General features: G+C 44.7%; 11 protein-coding genes. 3 read left to right on the top strand and 8 right to left on the bottom strand.

Going from position 1 to position 17,491, the window contains the following annotated elements; translation table 11 throughout:
- Positions 1–87 precede the first annotated feature (87 nt).
- The 6 genes from OPS25_RS09310 to OPS25_RS09285 form a co-directional block, all read right to left on the bottom strand.
- On the bottom strand, positions 88–1,911 hold the full coding sequence (locus tag OPS25_RS09310) for a M2 family metallopeptidase (protein ID WP_265617440.1): 1,824 nt from the start codon (positions 1,909–1,911) through the stop codon (positions 88–90).
- Between the two features lie 164 nt (positions 1,912–2,075).
- Complete coding sequence (locus OPS25_RS09305; RefSeq protein WP_265617439.1) at positions 2,076–2,546, bottom strand: YchJ family protein; 471 nt, start codon at positions 2,544–2,546, stop codon at positions 2,076–2,078.
- A gap of 43 nt (positions 2,547–2,589) precedes the next feature.
- Positions 2,590–2,964 (bottom strand): deoxyguanosinetriphosphate triphosphohydrolase, encoded by a 375-nt coding sequence (locus OPS25_RS09300; RefSeq protein WP_265617438.1) that lies wholly within the window; start codon positions 2,962–2,964, stop codon positions 2,590–2,592.
- 764 nt (positions 2,965–3,728) lie between these two features.
- On the bottom strand, positions 3,729–5,087 hold the full coding sequence (locus tag OPS25_RS09295) for an anti-phage deoxyguanosine triphosphatase (protein ID WP_407080227.1): 1,359 nt from the start codon (positions 5,085–5,087) through the stop codon (positions 3,729–3,731).
- A gap of 14 nt (positions 5,088–5,101) precedes the next feature.
- Positions 5,102–5,743, bottom strand: coding sequence for a 5'-deoxynucleotidase (gene yfbR, locus OPS25_RS09290; protein ID WP_265617437.1), 642 nt, complete (start codon positions 5,741–5,743; stop codon positions 5,102–5,104).
- 2 nt (positions 5,744–5,745) lie between these two features.
- On the bottom strand, positions 5,746–6,969 hold the full coding sequence (locus OPS25_RS09285; RefSeq protein WP_265617436.1) for a pyridoxal phosphate-dependent aminotransferase: 1,224 nt from the start codon (positions 6,967–6,969) through the stop codon (positions 5,746–5,748).
- Positions 6,970–7,268: 299 nt separating this feature from the next.
- Between OPS25_RS09285 and OPS25_RS09280 the strand changes: the two genes are divergently transcribed.
- From OPS25_RS09280 to OPS25_RS09270, 3 genes are all read left to right on the top strand, one after another.
- Positions 7,269–7,790, top strand: a complete 522-nt coding sequence (locus OPS25_RS09280) for a lecithin retinol acyltransferase family protein (protein WP_265617435.1) — start codon at positions 7,269–7,271, stop codon at positions 7,788–7,790.
- A 121-nt stretch (positions 7,791–7,911) separates the two neighbouring features.
- Complete coding sequence (locus OPS25_RS09275) at positions 7,912–9,051, top strand: energy transducer TonB (protein WP_265617434.1); 1,140 nt, start codon at positions 7,912–7,914, stop codon at positions 9,049–9,051.
- A 620-nt stretch (positions 9,052–9,671) separates the two neighbouring features.
- Entirely contained in the window at positions 9,672–10,466 is a 795-nt protein-coding gene (locus tag OPS25_RS09270) for a DUF2189 domain-containing protein (RefSeq protein ID WP_265617433.1), read from the top strand.
- Between the two features lie 630 nt (positions 10,467–11,096).
- On the opposite strand, the gene OPS25_RS09265 is transcribed toward OPS25_RS09270, so the two are convergent.
- Both OPS25_RS09265 and OPS25_RS09260 read right to left on the bottom strand, forming a co-directional pair.
- Positions 11,097–14,162, bottom strand: coding sequence for an efflux RND transporter permease subunit (locus OPS25_RS09265; protein ID WP_265617432.1), 3,066 nt, complete (start codon positions 14,160–14,162; stop codon positions 11,097–11,099).
- Complete coding sequence (locus OPS25_RS09260) at positions 14,155–17,484, bottom strand: efflux RND transporter permease subunit (protein ID WP_265617431.1); 3,330 nt, start codon at positions 17,482–17,484, stop codon at positions 14,155–14,157. Before OPS25_RS09260 ends, OPS25_RS09265 begins: the two co-directional genes overlap by 8 nt.
- Between the last annotated feature and the right edge of the window lie 7 nt (positions 17,485–17,491).

Here is a 17,491-nt window from a genome sequence, read left to right as displayed (position 1 = left end):
GTCATCCTCCAAGCAGGCCGAGGATTTCCTTATACGACTAAAAAAGCACCGGTAGGTACCAGTGCTTTTTGGCTCAATGGGAAATCATTACCAGCCGCACTGACGGCCCTGATTCTGCTCATCCAGCCATTTTTTCAGTGGCGCAAAATAAGCCTGGATTGTGCTGGCGTCCATCTGCTTGGTACCCGTCAGCTTTTCCAGGGCGTTTTGCCAAGGTTCGCTCATACCCATTTCAAGCATATCATTCAATGCTTTTCCTGCTTCTTTACTACCATAGATAGAACAGCGGTTTAGCGGGCCTTGATCGTTTGCAATATCACATAAGGCCTTGTGGAATTGGAATTGCAATATATGCGCTAAAAAGTAACGGGTATAAGGTACATTAGCAGGGACATGATATTTTGCTCCAGGATCGAACGCTTCAGCGTCACGTTCAATAGGGGCCATTACTCCTTGGTATTTGTTTCGTAATTCCCACCAAACGTCATTATAGTTTTCCGGCGTGACCTCACCAGAAAGCACCTTCCAGCGCCACTGGTCAACCATGAGTCCAAATGGAATAAATGCAATCTTGTCCAATGCTACCTGCAACAACATCCCGATATCATTTGATTCATCAGGAATGGTATCGATCAAACCAATCTGCTTTAAGTACTTGGGTGTAATGCTAAGTGCAATAGTATCGCCGATTGCTTCGTGGAATCCGTCGTTAGCCGATCCCCGGTAAAGAAGAGGTTGGTCCTTGTATGCGCGCTGATAATAATTGTGACCTAATTCGTGATGAATAACATTGAATTCCTCACCGGTCTTCTGAATGCACATTTTAATGCGTAAATCTTCTTTATCATCCAAATTCCACGCTGAGGCATGACATTGCACATCACGGTCTTCAGGCTTCTGAAACAGTGAGCGTTCCCAGAATGTTTCCGGTAATTCTTCAAAACCCAGGGAAGAGAAGAACGACTCAGCCTGTTTGACCATTTTAATTTCATCGTACTGTTGTTCTTTTAACGCTTTGGTTACATCCGGTACTTTCATTTCCTGTTCCGGTTTAACCAAATCATAGATGTTGCCCCAAGTTTGCGCCCACATATTGCCTAATAGGTGCGCAGGAATGGGTTGGTCCTGTGGCACTACATCGGTCCCATAATGTTCGCCCAATTTGGCCCGCACATGGCAATGCAGCGATTCATAAAAGGGTTGAACCTGACCCCATAAACGGTCGAGCTCTTTTGGGAATTCGTCAGCAGGCATATCATACTTCCCGCGCCATAACTCGCTCACATTTTTAAACCCGAGTTCTTTGGCTCCTTCATTGGCGATGGCTACCTGCTCTGAATATAGTTCTTTCATTGGTACTGATACTTCACGCCAACCCTTCCAGTACTCAAGCAAAAGATCCTTATCACGGGAAGTAGCCATTTCAGCGCTCATGTCTACCAGATTGATACAGTCATTTTCGGTACGGCAATATTCACCTGCTCCATACATACCTTCCAGCTTGGAATTAATTTCTGCCAGACGTTCAGATTTCTTGTCGTCTGCAGGCGGTGGCATGGTTAATCCATTACGCAATAAATTTAATTTACGACGCGTGTCTGCATCCACCTTGACGTCATTAAATTTTGCCGCTTCCTTGGCGAATTGGGCGACTTTATTCGAATACATCTCATTTAGATACGCACTGACCGCAGCAGTATCGATATTAATGTTAGTTGCGTAGCTCCACTGCGCGTGTGCGGAAGGCGTTTGAATTTTTTCAATTTCCGCTTGCGCATTGTCTAAGAAAGCTTTTGCATCGGAAGCAGTGAGACGCTGGTCAGGGGATTCATTATGGGCTATTGCATTGGCGGACAGAAGGCTGGCGCCAATTATTGCCGCAATAAGGGTTTTCTTTTGAATGAGTTCCATAGACATTCCTTGAGTGTCGATTATCGTTATCGTTTTTAAATCAATATTAGCTGAGCCAGATATTATTTCTCTCCGAAATACAGCTAATGCCGCCAAGGGCAGTTGTTGTTAGTTACTTTAATAGAATTGTAAAAGTTTGGTAAGTATAAAAAGATGAATTACTGCTACCGCCGTAAGCAGCATTGTTTATATTTTTTTCCACTACTACAAAAACAGGGCTCGTTCCTGCCGATCGTCACTTTACCGCAATCCTGGTGGAGTTGCCCATCCAAATAACGCCACTGCTCTTGTTCCTTTATAAAACGAGATGTTTCGTGTAGCAGAAACACTGTATTCCGCTCTTTCGACCAAGCCTTAAATTCAACCTGATCATCTTGCCCAATAGCAGGCGAGACAATTTCAAGATGAAGCCAAATAGTATCTTGGGCGGCGTCCTCCAGTTCTTTTTGAGATAACTGCTGTCGTTTTACGCTGGCATACGTATTGAGTATGTAGAAATAATTATGCGTGCAATACGCTGTGTAGCGCGACCGCATAAGCGCTTCAGCTGAATTTGCACTTTGTTCCCCATTCAAAATGGGTTGGCAACAGTTTTGAAATTTTTTACCACTGCTGCAATAACAATTGCTCGCCATACTATTTACTCCACATTTGTGGACACGAGTCTAGCGGGCTAAGTTAATTAAGCCAAGTCCCCGAACAAATGTTATGAAAGCTGGGAGATGTAAACGCGGAATTTTTTCTGACACTAATCAGTGCTACAGAATGTAAACTGCATAATTCGATAATCTGCTGTTGCTCGTTTAAGGGCAGCTGCATATCTTCCACAAAAATAGTGTTGCATTGTCCCGCCATAATGAGTTTTTTTATCCAACAAGGTATCACTTCCTGACTTGGCTGCTGAATACGTATGGCATGGGTGGCATCTTTGGAGAATGCGAGCGTTTTTGCTAAAAGATAAGACCAGCCTTTCGGTTTACCTGTAACGGGAGCCTTTTTAGGTTGGGGTTGATACTCTATAGGCAAAGGTAATTGAAAAACGTTAGCGGTCATAGCGATTTCCTTGTTTATTTATACAGTGTACGAATATACAGTATTTTAAAAATTACTACTGTGCAAGAAAAATTTTGAAAATGTTCACCATGCGAAGAAAGAAAAGCTAATCGTATCCACTGGTCTTGCGCTTATTTACCGCTGTTCCAGCGTAACTGCTTGCGTAATTTGCGCTTTCTAAGTAACTAGAGGAGAAGTCCATTGGTGAGATAGTCAGGGTAGGGAACGCTATGACATTTGACGACTCCCCGCAGTGAACTATGGCTTAATTACAGTGAGAAAGATTAAATTCATGCAGCGGTTACCCGTGTTTACATATTTTTCTGGGGAGTGGATTGGGCAAGGTCCGGGCAAGCAAACGAGTATAATGAGCATGCAAAAGTCGACTGGTATATGAGGGGGTCTATTCGTTTTCCCCACACATTCGCTCCGAAGCTGTCGAGCAAAGATAATATGAGTAAGGAAATGAGCTAGAGCACAAACCCACAGCAGCCCTTTTAATACCAAGCTGCGTTAATGTTTGACCAATTCAGGGTATAAAGGCGAGTATCTAATCAAGGCGCTATGCTGAAAAGTGAATGTTAAACTAGCGCCCTTCGAGCCAATATAATGCGTAATTGATATTCGCCTCTATCTCCCAGTGGGCGAGGCTCTTTACACTTTTGAGCAGCATTAGTTGAGTTCGATTAAATCACGCTCTGGTCAGGCTAGCTCGTATATCTTTCATTTCGACCCCGACTTGGGCTTGGGGATCAGTTTTACAATTAAGGTGTTAATACTTCTTTGCCGCTACCGTGCTTGGGAATAAACATTGTGGCGTACAATCGCGCTGCAAACTCGTCAGTCATCCCAGAAATATAATCGGCAATTACGCGCGGGCCATTCTCACTTTTTTCCGCTTCACGCCACTGCTCGCGGGTACTTTCAGGTAATAAGCGCTCAGGATCAGAGGAAAAGGCCTCAAACAATTCCATCACTATCTGTTGACCTTTATATTCAAGTAACTGAACTTCAGGTTTTCGAATCACTTTTTCGAACACAAAACGCTTAAATTGGCCTAACGCATGTAGATGTGTCTCTGGAAGGTGGGCATTGTACGCAAGTAGAGGGTGCTCGAATTGCTCATTGCGATGAACCTTTATGGCGGTAATAAAGCAATTTACCAGCGCTCCTATCGCATTTTTTCGTTCAAACTGATAACGACTAAAAAGCTTTTCTGATAGTAAATGGATTTCATTTGAAAGCCACGGGATCTCAAATCCCCTTACTGGATCCGCTACGCCGACAATAAAATCGTTGAAACTAATCATCTGCATGGCTATGGCATCTTCTAGATCGTGAATGCCATAAGCGATATCGTCTGCAAGCTCCATGATGGAACAATCGAAAGACTTAAATCGCGTCTTGTGATGACCGTCTTCATACTCATGAATGTTCATGAACAGGGCTTTATCTGCGTCAGGTAAGGGCTCCAGCAACCAATTAAATAAAGCCTCATCACAACGATATAGCCCCTTTGGGGGCTTACCATGCTCAGCTTTCACTTTGCGTAATGATGCTGGACGTGCGGCTGATTGGTGATGGGTTAACACGTCGATGAAGTTAGGATACTTTATCAACCCTAGTATACTGCGGCGGCACAGGTTCATCCCGTGATGCTCAGTGTAAGGTTCTAAACGGGTAACTATCCGGAAGGTCTGCCCGTTGCCCTCAAAACCGCCATGTTCCTGCATCATGAAGTGCAGTGCGATTTCGCCACCATGCCCAAATGGAGGGTGGCCAATATCGTGTGCAAGACACAAGGTTTCGATTAAATTACCATCCAGTTTAAGTAGCTGAGTCTCAGCGGGAAACTTTTGCTGTAATTGCGCTGCGATACCCGTACCTATTTGGGCGGCTTCCAGAGAATGGGTAAGTCGGGTGCGGTAAAAATCGCTAATACCCACACCCAAGACTTGCGTTTTCGCCTGCAGGCGCCGAAAAGCGGCCGAATGAAGTACTCGCGCTTTATCCCGCTGAAAGGGATTGCGATGATCGCCATCTCTGTTCTGTGTGCGTGGAAGATGTCGCTCCAACCAGGCGGTGTCCCAATCAGCATTCATAGGTTTGTTGCCTGTAGGCATAGTCATAAAGTCCTTTATTCTTCCTGGTTAGTTGTATCGGCACTGCGTTTCACAAATTCGCTTTCCTCCTGAGTTATCTCGTCCAGACTCAACGAAAAACTCGGCACATATTGGGTCAGAAAATAATCGACCTCAGGAGAATGATATTCTTTCAGCATTTTATCGAGTCGTTTTTTGGCCAACTTAAACTCTCTGTTTCCTGCCGCTAACTCTTCTAACGTTTTCAAATAAGCACATAGAACATCAGCGGCTTTGACGATAAAAGCTTCTTCTTTACTATGATACGCCCCGTCTATCAGGCGCGCATAATCATCTTTAAATGCTTCGGGAGCCATGTCGATCAACGCCTGTTCAGCCGCTGTCTCAATCTTTTTATACTCTTCTTTAATCGCTGGATTAAAATACTTTACAGGTGTAGGTAAATCGCCGGTCAATACCTCAGAAACGTCGTGAAACATTGCCAGCGTGGCAATGCGATCGGGATTCAGCTCGCCTTCGAAAAAACGGTTCTTAATAAGTGCCAACGCATGGGCCACCATGGCTACCTGTAAGCTGTGTTCCTGCACATTTTCAATACGAACATTGTGCATCAATGGCCAGCGATGTATAAGTTTCATACGCGCTAAATGCGCAAAAAAATGACTACCTTGTTCCACGTTTACGTCCCAATTTGCTGGTAATGTTTGAAAAAGTTCTGGATACGCGAAAGCGCAGGTCCAAGAATATCGCTATGAGGTAAAAATACTAAACGAAAATAGGTGCCCTGACGCATATTAAATGCGCGGCCGTGCACCAGCAATATCTTCTCTGAGCTTAAGAGATCTAACACCATTTGTTCATCATTTTTTATACTGAACTTCTTCTCATCAACCCGGGCGAAACAATACATTGCACCCATCGGTTTTACGCAATGAATGCCATCTATTTCATTAAGCATTGAAGTGGCGAGATCACGCTGCATTTTCAGTCGGCCGCCTTCAGCGATTAAGTCGTTAATGCTTTGGTACCCGCCTAACGCCGTTTGAATGGCTGTTTGGCAGGGAACATTTGCGCACATCCGCATAGAACAGAGCATATTAATGCCATCGATATAATCTTTGGCTACCCGTTTATTACCACTCACTACTAACCAGCCAGCCCGAAAACCGGCGACGCGATAATTCTTGGATAAGCCACCCAGGGTCACACAAAATATCTCGTCTGACAGCGATGCAATGCAGGTATGTTCTGCTTTGTCATATAAGATTTTGTCGTAAATTTCGTCGCTAAATACAATTAAGCTATGCTGCCGGGCCAGTTCAATGATGTCTTCTAAAAGCGCCTTACTGTATACCGCGCCAGTCGGGTTATTGGGGTTAATCAGGACGATGGCCCGCGTATTCGGTGTTAACTTACTTTTGATATCGTCTATATCAGGAAACCAGTCAGCGTGTTCGTCGCAAACATAGTGAACAGGCGTTCCTGAAGAGAGACTAACAGCCGCAGTCCACAATGGGTAATCCGGGCTGGGCAGTAACACTTCGTCACCGGTATTGAGCAAGGCCTGCATTGCAATCATGATCATCTCTGATACACCATTGCCAATAAATACATCATCTACGCGAATATCTTTGATGTTCATCTGTTGATAGTACTGCATGACAGCTACACGCGCCGCATAGATACCTGCAGAGTCTGAGTATCCCTGCGAAGTCGGCAGGTTGTGAATGACGTCTCGCAAAATATCATCTGGTGCGTCAAACCCAAATGGAGCAGGGTTGCCAATATTCAGCTTGAGAATACGATGACCTTCATCCTCCATTTTCCTGGCTTGAACCGCGATAGGACCGCGAATGTCATAACAAACATTATCCAATTTGTGAGAGCGAGATACAGATTTCATAGAATCCACAATTCAATAGTAGTGGGATCAGAGTATCGTACCGTGGGGTGTAGTGTTAAGTACTATTTTTAAATGAAATAGTAATCATTCAGCAAGGTGACTAAGATTTCTTCTACACTGGTATTGATTAGAATTATTTTAACCAGAAATATCTTTGTCTTCGCCATCATAGGTTAGTATGAAATTGCAAACATCAAATAATATTCCGTTACAAAGTACCCTTTGAACTCAGACTAGCCAGCACATATATATATACATAGCGGGGCACTATTGATGACGGTAAATTTTAGTGAGGTGTTATGCCTATACCATTGATTTGGCTTGGGGCGGGTTTAGTTGCCGCAGCGGCAGGTGTCGAATATGCCCGTGAGCAACAAAAGGCATCGGGTGATGTGCGAGTCTTTCCCGGCGAATGTAAAGGCGAAGTTGAGCCGGTGGACGGAGCCATTGTGTGTTGTGGGATTTATGGCGTGTTTCAACATACCGGCATATGGTTAGATGGAAAAATTGTCGAACTAGCTGGAACAGGGCTTATCCGGGCAATTTCGCCAGCGCGATTCTTAGCAAACCGCAGCGGTGAGAAAATATTTGTTGCCTGCGATAAAAAGTTGAATGCCCTTACCAGCCCCGACATAATCCGGCGTACTGCACAAACAATTTTTCAGTATTCAAAATATGATGTGGTAGAAAACAACTGTAATCGTTATGTAAACCGATGTATGACTGGTACCAACCCAGCCATAACGCGCTTCGCTCAGCTTAACGCCTCTATCTCAAGGCACTATTCAACGCCCGTGAATTGGCAATTAGCGTGCTTTTAAATCATTTTCAGCAGCCTCCTTTAGCGCCCCAACTACTTTGAGGCAGGCTCTGACTAAAAATTACACATAAGCGATTAAAGGTTGTATAGTAACCAAAAACCTATAAAAAATAAGAAAACCAATGTCGCAAATTCGCCCCACTTTATTGACCTCCTGCAGTGCGCTTATCCTTTATTCTGTCAGTCTTTTTGCCTACGCCGATGCTTTCTCTGATGTCTACAGTGAGTTTCAATCGGCGCTCGCAGCTAACCAACATAAAAAGGCACTAAAACTAGCCGAAAAATCCTATCATTTAGGGGTAGAAAAGTTTGGAGAGAATAGTGTAAATACTGAAGCCTTAATTTTTAATTATGGCAATATGTTGGTAGCGAACTATCAGTATAAAGATGCCATCTCAGTCTTTATGGAGGTAGAACGCCGGTATGAAAAGCGTTATGGAAAATACTCTGCGGAGCTGTTTGAACTTTATATCACCATAGTAGATGCGATGGATTCGCTGGATGAAAAAACCGAGCGACTCTTCCGTAAGCAGCATGTTGACTATCTTAGAAAAATCATTCTGAAAATGCCTGGCGCATTAGATGATTTAGGCGATCCTGAAGCGGCTATTGCGCTTTACTATCAGGGGGCTTTAGCGATTAAGTCGGCGGCTTATCTCCCTTCATTCAATTCCTCCATTGTAAAATATATGGATAGAGCAATTGCTATGATGAGCAAGCACCTGAATATACAGGACGAAAGGCTGATAATGGTGCAGTTCTTACAAGCTGACTTTTTGAAGATCGCAGGTGACGAAGATAAGGCCATCGCCCAATTAGAAAATATCGTTCAATCATTTGAACACCTCGGCGAGGCCAATCACCGCTTAGCGCTCTTGTCTCGTGGGCGTTTAGTTGCCTTCTTTGAAGATGCTGGTGAGTCTGAAAAGGCAACGGAACACTGCGTGGCAATTGGTAAAATGACCCCTTGGAATGAAAATCAGTATGCTCAGCCCATCTATCGAATTGAAGCAGATTACCCTAACAATTATGAATCGTTACAAAAAGAAGGCAGTGCGCTGATCAGCTACGAAATTGATGACAAAGGGTTTGTAAGAAACGCTGAGATTAAGGCAACACAGGGAGGCAGTTTGTTTGGTGAGGCCGCGAAAAAAGCGATAGAGAAATGGCGCTTTGCACCTAAGTTTGTCGAAGGTAAAGCGGTGTCAGTTAAAGGGCAGCAAACCAATTATCGTTTTTTTGTCAGACGATTCAACCTCTAAAATGCGTTGATTCAATACCAGACAGAATGGTACAGAGCCGGTAATCTCGTTCCTCTCAGTTAAATCAACACGGCTGACTAAAGTGCCTGCACGTTCGCAGGCCTTGAACAATTAAATAGGGATACGCGATAAAGTGAGTCCTGCTTCGTAAAACATCTTTAGCTGATATAACGTCAGCCCTTACGGTATTTGCTAAATTAAATAATGCGTCGTTTAACATAATTATTTTCGTGAACAAGTGTACGAGAGACAAAGTTTGCACACTAAGAATGCGAGCACAGATATCTTCCCATCAAAGCAATAGGATAATAGAACGCTATGAGCGATAGGTGGTGTGCTCCACTTGTGGATAGGGCGAAATCTTTCTCCAACAAACATGGCGAGGACGAACTTAACTTATATTTCCAAAATCATTTCTTTATCGGCTTTTGACTCCCCGGAATATTTTCAAAAGAGAGTAGAGCTGAACATTTATCGAAGAGGAAAGTTCCTTCTTTCCTCAAAAGTGTTTAAATATTTGTGAAAAAGTTGAGAAGCTACCGATCTGTGCCTATCGTAAATGTAGGTAAGTTGTGAATTATCGCATCGGTTATACCTGATCATTATTTTTCGGGGGAAATATGTCGCAGCACTTTAAAGAAACACCACGGAACGCCATCACAGAAAGTGGCATAGCAAGGGTTATCCCATGCAAAGAGTTAGATATAAGCGATCCGATAAAGTGGTTATCGCTAGGCTTTCAGGATATGAAGCGCGCTCCAGGAATCTCGTTGTTTTACGGAATTATGTTTGCACTTATTCCATGGGCTATCACCGCACTGGTCGCGATGACAGGGTGGCACTTGGTCATTATGCCGGCCATAGTCTGTTTTATGTTACTTGGCCCGTTTTTAGCGGCTGGGTTATATGATGTCAGTTGGGAGATGGAAAAGCAGCATAAACCCAGCTTGCGACATTCACTGCGGGCAATGAAGCGAAATGCAGTGCATGAGTGGGGCTTTGCCGTACTACTCATTGTGCTTATGATATTTTGGCTACGGGTAGCCTCGCTCATCCATGCACTTTACCCTCCAAGCTATGACGAGACATATCAAAGTTTTATACCGTTTTTAGCCGTTGGTACCTTTGTCGGTATGATATTTACCGTAATCTTATTATTCATAAGCGCCTTTACCCAACCGATATTAATGGAAAGAAAAGTTGATTTAGCCACGGCCGTATTAACCAGCGTCAACGCTGTATGGGAAAATAAGCTACCTATGTTTATTTGGGCAGGCATAATATTTTCTTGCGTTGTCCTGGGCTTTTTGACGGCATTTATTGGCTTTATCTTTTTAATGCCATTGCTCGGCTATGCTTCCTGGCATGCATACATAGATGCTATCACCACCAAAAAACCACGCAATTACGTATAATTTGTTAAACATTTTTAGCAACATAGGATTTCCGACAAGTGAGCACGTCGGAAATCTGCTTTCTTATCTCTTTTCGTCCCCACTTCCGCTGCAGTAGTAAATTTAGAGCTGTACAAAGTGAGAACGGATAACGCATTCGCAAAATGTGCAGAAAATTTTTCCATCCCCTCGTTGAGACAGAGGTGTTGGGAGAAGTTTTTTATTTAGGGGGGATTTCACGCCAACAACGCGTTGACTGATTATATAGGCGCAAGAGTACTTAATGATCGCATTGGCTGATTCGATTCCCCAATGCAACTACCCATCTACAAAGCTGTGACACCTAATATAAAGGCTGCCGCCACAGCTTAGCTTAATATGACGATTATATGCTAACGGACACCCTGGCTCGCAGGGGGGAAGTGTGGCTAGTACGGACCAGGCAGATGTGAAGCAGGTGACAGCGAAAATTCGACCTGAAGCACCGAGGTCAACCTTACTCATTTTGCAAAAATGATGGGGCGCGCAAAGTGCATCACTTTTCACATGCGGGTCTTACTTGCCAACGAAACTTAACATTGAAGTCAAAAGGCTGCATAACGAAGCAGCCGATTAAGTTAATTTGCGGCAGGGGGGCTAGGGAGAATTAGCTCATATTCTTACCCAGCGGGTAACCCTCGCGCGGCTTTCGAGTAGCAACTTTTGACTGTGGCATCTAAGTTTTAGCAACGCAACATAGGTAAGAGGGACCAGAAATAAGCTGGTTAGCGTTGAAAATAACAGTCCGCCAATAATTGCGATGGCCATAGGCGAATAGGGGGGGCCATCGCCGCCGATGCGCGTGGCACCAATTGCCAGCGGCACTAACCCTAACACAGTTGTGGCCACAGTCATTAGAATGGGCCGGATGCGTGAAGCACAGCCATCTATTACGGCATCATAAAGAGGCTTCCCGTCAGCAATGAGTTGATTGACCCTGTCCACCAACACGATGCCATTGTTCACGACGATCCCCATAAGGATCAGCATACCAATCATTCCCATAATCGACATGGGTGTTCCTGTGAGCATAAATGCCCAGAACACACCAGTAAACGAGAAGAGTAAGGAGGTGATCACCGCTGATGGAAGCAGTAGTGATTCGAACAGGGCTGCCATCACTACATAAATCATACACACCGCCAACAAAAGATTCATTTGCATGACACCGTTCGCCTCGTCTTGTCGGCTAAAGCTACCATCAAGTGTCCATGAATAACCATTGGGGAGCGCAACATACGCCATAGCCGCTTCAATTCGTTCACGCGCTTGCTCCATTGTCAGCTCACTTTCGAGATTGCCGCCGATGGTAATAGCATTCTGTCGGAAATTCCGCGTAATCACGGAGGGTTGTGGTTTCACGGTAATGTCTGCAATCATGTTTAGCGTTAGCGTTTTACCATCAAGGTAAGTTAAATGCAGGTTCTTCAAGCTTTCTACCGACTCCTGCATATCCTTACCGTACATCAAACTCACATTGATCTCGCCAACCTCTGCGTAACGAAATGTGCGTAAATTTCTCCCTCTCAGGGCAGTCGATATTAACTGCGCAACATCGGCGGTATTTAACTGGTAGCGATTAATTTTTTCTCTGTCCAAGCGGATTTGAATTTCCTGCCGCTCGCCGCCAAAATCAGGACGCACATCGGCTAAGCCTTCTATCGACGCTATAATCGGAGTAATGTCGTTTGCTATTTCACGCAACCGTTCAGAGGATTCTCCCAACAAGGTAAGCTTAACACCGCCGCCATTGCCTTCGTCCCACTGAAAGGAAGGGCGTGCTCGGGCAAACGCTGGCATGGCTTCGCGGATCTGTTTTTTTAGCTGATTTACATCAACAGGCAGATTGTCGTGCAACGTAATACCGGAAACTGCGTAGCCTGCGGTAAAATATGAATAAACTTGTTTTATATAGAATTTATTTTGATTTGCGTACAAAAACGCTTCCATTTTGTTAACGGTTCGCTCTACCTCTTCCAGACTGTAGTTATGCGTTATATGATAATTAAGCCAGACTCTTTGCGGATCATTATTTCCTTCTTCGTCACCCGTTACTACTTGCATGGGAATGACCGTGCTCACCAGAATTAACAGCGCGACAATCGCTGTTTTGCCCTGATTTTTCATTGTCCAACCCAAGATGAGACGGTACCTGTTGATATAGCCCGGCACTGGTGATGCTTTTTGACGCTGAACTGGCAACTTGCTGGTCAACAGCGGGATCAGCGTTTGCGAAATAATTAACGAAGCAAATAATGAGATGCAAATCGCAATCGCAACGTGTTCTAAAAAGATGGTGACATCAATTTTCACTCCCACGATGTTAGGTAAAAAAACGATGGCGGTGGTGGCAGTTCCTGCAATCACGGCGAGGCTCACTTTACTCACTCCGGCCTGCGTCGCGGCGGCGGTATTGGTGTGATGTTCACGTTCCTGAAAAATGCTTTCAGTGACTACCACCGCGTTATCTACTAACATGCCTACCGCCAGTAACAGACCCATCAATGATAAAACGTTGAGGGTGTAGCCGAACATATACATCGCGCCTAGCGTAATACATATGGAGAAGGGAACAGACAAGACTACAATCAAAGTTGTTGTTATTTGCCGAAGAAACAAGAACAGCACGACAATTGATAACGCTGCTCCCAGCAGGCCGGCTTTTATCAAATCAGAAAGTGAAGAGGTGACACTTTTGGCTATATCGTCCATGACAAACAGATTGATGCCGTTAAACGCGGGATCCTGTTTAGCATTTTCTACAACTCTCATCACCGCATTGGATACTTCCACCAGATTACTGCTCGATTCACGAAACACATTGAAACCTACTGCAAAGGTTCGATCCAAATGCCGCCCTTCAGTTCTGCGAGGCGTCTCATATGTAATGTTGGCAATATCCTGTAACTGAAGACCCGGTTGAATAATTAGCTGTTTATAATCGTTTAAATCGGTGAATTGCCCTACGGGATTAACCAGAATGTTTTGACCTTCGCCACGTAAATGTCCGGCTGTCAGGGAAAAATTCGCTTTGCTTAGGGCATCATAAAGTTGCGCAGTATCGACATGTAATGAGGCGATACGCTCAGGAATGAGGCGTATGGCAACTTGTTTTTGTAGCACGCCGTATAATTCGACCTTGGATACGCCAGGTACACGCTCTATTTGACGTTTTAAATTACGATCTAATAAATCGTAGGCATTGGATAAGTCTCTTTCACTGGATACGCGGAGCTGAAAGATAGGCATATCATTGGTATTAAATTTAAATACCATCACCCGTTCAACATCGTCAGGTAGCAGATGACGAATTGCATCCACTTTCTCCCTTGCTTCAATACTTTTTGCTTTGATATTTTCATCCCAGGCGAACTCAACCATAATTTCAGCACGATCTTCAAATGAAGTGGCTTGTAGGCGTTTTATACCTGACATCGTTGCTATGGCTTCTTCTACCGGACGAGTGATGAGACGTTCAATTTCAGAAGGCGTGGCATTTTGATAAGGCACCTGAACAACCATCTGTGGGATGTCGATGCCAGGGAATTTCTCCAATGGCAGCAACTTTCCTGCGGTAATGCCAAAAATTAACAGCGAAAAGAAAACCATACACACAGTAACGGGACGTTTCATGGCAAATCGCGCTAAGCCGGCACCGGCCACTGCAAACTTATCCATAGGTACGCTCCTCATTATTATCACGTGGCACCAGCTGAACCGTAGAAATGTCCGCGTAGCGTTTTACGTCAAACAGGCTGTATAACACCGGGATTAGCACAAGGGTAAGCAAGGTGGCAAACAGTAAGCCGGAAATGACCGTGACTGCCATTGGGGCGCGAACCTCTGCGCCATCACCAAAACCAATTGTTAATGGTATCAAACCCAGAATAGTGGTTAATGATGTCATTACGATAGGTCTTAAACGACTTCTGGCCGCATCAATGATTGCATAGTGTTTATCCATGCCCTGATTGCGTAGCTGGTTGATGCGATCAACCAGCACGATAGCGTTATTGACGACAATCCCGCTAAGCATAATCAGCCCGATAAACACAACCACGCTGACTGTCGTACCAGTCAACCACAAACCATAAATAGAGCCAGCCGCAGCGAGTGGAACGGCAAATAGAATAAGAAGAGGATGCAACAAAGACTCGAACTGCGCTGCCATCACCAGATATACCATGAAAACCGCCGATAACAACGCAAATTGGAGTGACCGAAAACTGTTTTGCATGTCTTCGCTTTGTCCTGCAATAGACGCTGTTAGCGCCACCGGCAAGGTTAAAGAATTAAGAAGACTTTGTGCTTCTGCAACACCTTGATTTAAATCACCAAAAGCAAGGTTGGCTTCGATTAGCACCACGCGTTGCTGACCTACTCGAGTGATTTCGCTTGGTCCTGAGCTCATAAATACATCGGCAACGGCTTCGAGTGGGATGGGATGCTCGCTCTCTGGATTAACGATAATAGCCCTGACATCTTGAATATCATCCCGTTGGTTATCATTGGTCCGCACGAGCACGTCTATTTTTCGCTCATCAAAACTGAATTGAGTCGCCACGCGTCCTCCGACCTGGGTAGCAATCAGTTCTGAAATGTCAGCAGCATTTAGGTTGAGCTGTGCAAGGCGAGGGTGGTCAAATACCACTTTAAGTTCAGGGGTTCCATCGCGCAAAGTTCGTGTAACATCGGCGAAACGCTTACTCTCCGTGAGTCGTTGTTGAATTTGTTGACTATAAGCCTGCAATTGCATCAGATCATAACCCTGTAATTCAATTTGAATAGGCGCAGCAAAAGAGAATAACTCAGGCTCGCCGAAAGTGCTCTGCACACCAGGTTGGCGAAGCAGGTGTTTTCGCATCGCATCTTTTACATTCAGTAAGGCGTCCTCATTACTGCCAGGCTCCATCACTACATTTAAGCGTCCCCAATGGTCGCCACCTTGGGTGGGAGAGGCACTTAATAAGCTGCCGGTACCTGCAAGAGAATAGCTTCGTGCCACCTCTTCGAAGTTTTCTGTATGGCGCGCTAAATCAGCTAACGCTCTATCGGTTTGCTCTACTGTGGAGCCGGCCGGTAAGGTAACGTCAACATAAAACTCTCCCTGCGACATGGTGGGGATCAACTCCATACCCAGTCTTGGGATAAGCATCAAGGCTCCAGCTGTGATGGCTATGGTGATTGTTAGTACAACAATTCTGGCTGAGAGAGCAACCTTCAGGAGGCCATTATAGAAATTTTCAAGGACACGGAACCCTGCCGTAAACGCCCAGCAAAAAGGTGTAAAAATGAGGTGCACTGCGCGACTGCCAATCCGCCACATACCAATGAGTATTGTCATTAATCCTGCAGGGAGATAGATGAAAACGAAACGTAACAAGAAAGTAATGGGAAAAAATAGCCAAAAAAGAATTTTACCCACTCGTGTCTGCGGCGTTGTTTTCGCTTTGGTCGTTAAAAATACATCTGCGTGAGCGGGAGAGTGGCTTTTTTTTCTGCTGGCCAGGCAGGGAATAAGGGTTAATGCAATAACCAATGATGCCACTAAAGCGAAGGAAACTGTTAAAGCCTGATCACGGAAAAGCTGGCCCGCAATGCCTTCTACAAAGATTAACGGCACAAACACTGCTAGTGTGGTTAGCGTGGAAGCCAAGATGGCAGAAGACACTTCTTTCGTTCCGGTAGCAGCGGCGTCAGCGGTCTGCACTTCACCCATCGCGCGCTGTTTTTGTTTATGCCGATCTATATTTTCCAGCACCACGATACTGTTATCTACCAGCAGTCCTACGGCCAAAGCGATCCCTCCTAAACTCATTATATTTAGGCTGATATCGTGTCCGTACATCAGGTTGAACGTCGCGATGACTGATACGGGGATAGAAATTGAAATTATCAGCGTAGGCCAGAACTCGCGCAGAAACAGGTATAGCACCAACATAGCCAGAAGACCGCCTACTAAGGCGGCCGATTTGACATCCGCTATAGCCCCTTTAATAAAAATACTTTGATCATAAGTGGTTTTTAGCTCATAAAGTGGCGGCATTGATTGTTTGATATTGTCCAGGCGTTCCTGAACGCGACGAGAAACGTCTACTGCATTAGCATCGCCTTCTTTATAGATAGCGATTTCGATTCCTTCTAGACCATCAAAACGTGTAACTGCGTCGCGTTCTTTGAATCCAGACGTTACAGTAGCAACATCTTTAAGTTGCAATGCACGGCCTTCCACATGGCCAATGTAGAGTTGTTCAATTTCATCAAGAGAAGAGAATTGGTTTAGCGTTCTGACTAGGTAAGTCTGACTACCATCGTTTATACGGCCCCCAGCAGCATTCACGTTTTCGCTTTTTAATCGGTCGACAATTGTTTTGAGTTTGATATTAAGTTGACTGGCTTTGCGTTGATCGATAAGGATTTGAATTTCGTTTTCCAGCCCCCCACCTACTTTAACTGAGGCAACCCCTTCAATTGACTCAAGATCTCGCTTAATTTGTTTTTCTGCAAATAAGCGCATCGATTTCATTGCATAAACGAAAGAAGCCTCATCTGCTTGCTGATTACTTTCGCTGAGCCCCAGGCCCATTTTTAAAACAGGGTCAAAGCTAGGGTTAAAGCGTAACAGCCTTGGCTTGTCTACATCTAAAGGTAACTGAAGAATGTCTAGCTTCTCTCGTACCTCCAGACTGGCGAAGTCCATATCTGTTCCCCAGGCAAACTCTAAAATAACATCGGACTGCTCTGGGCGGGAAACCGATTTCACGTTACGGACGGCTTTCACCACTCCAATCGCTTCTTCAATTGGCTTTGAAACCAGTTGTTCAACTTCAGTTGGAGCTGCACCTGTGTAGTCGGTACGGATAGTTAAAGTAGGATAGGACAAATCGGGCAGTAAGTTAACCGAGAGTCTATTCAACGCTACCATCCCAAACAATAGGATGGCAAACGTAAACATAGCAACGGCCACGGGACGTTTTACAGCAATATCAACAATGCGCATGGTTCTG

Source organism: Alteromonas aquimaris (genome assembly GCF_026183695.1).
Lineage (GTDB): Bacteria > Pseudomonadota > Gammaproteobacteria > Enterobacterales > Alteromonadaceae > Alteromonas > Alteromonas aquimaris.
The sequence above is the reverse complement of the archived record's forward strand: the minus strand, read 5'-3'. Positions and strand labels throughout refer to the sequence as shown.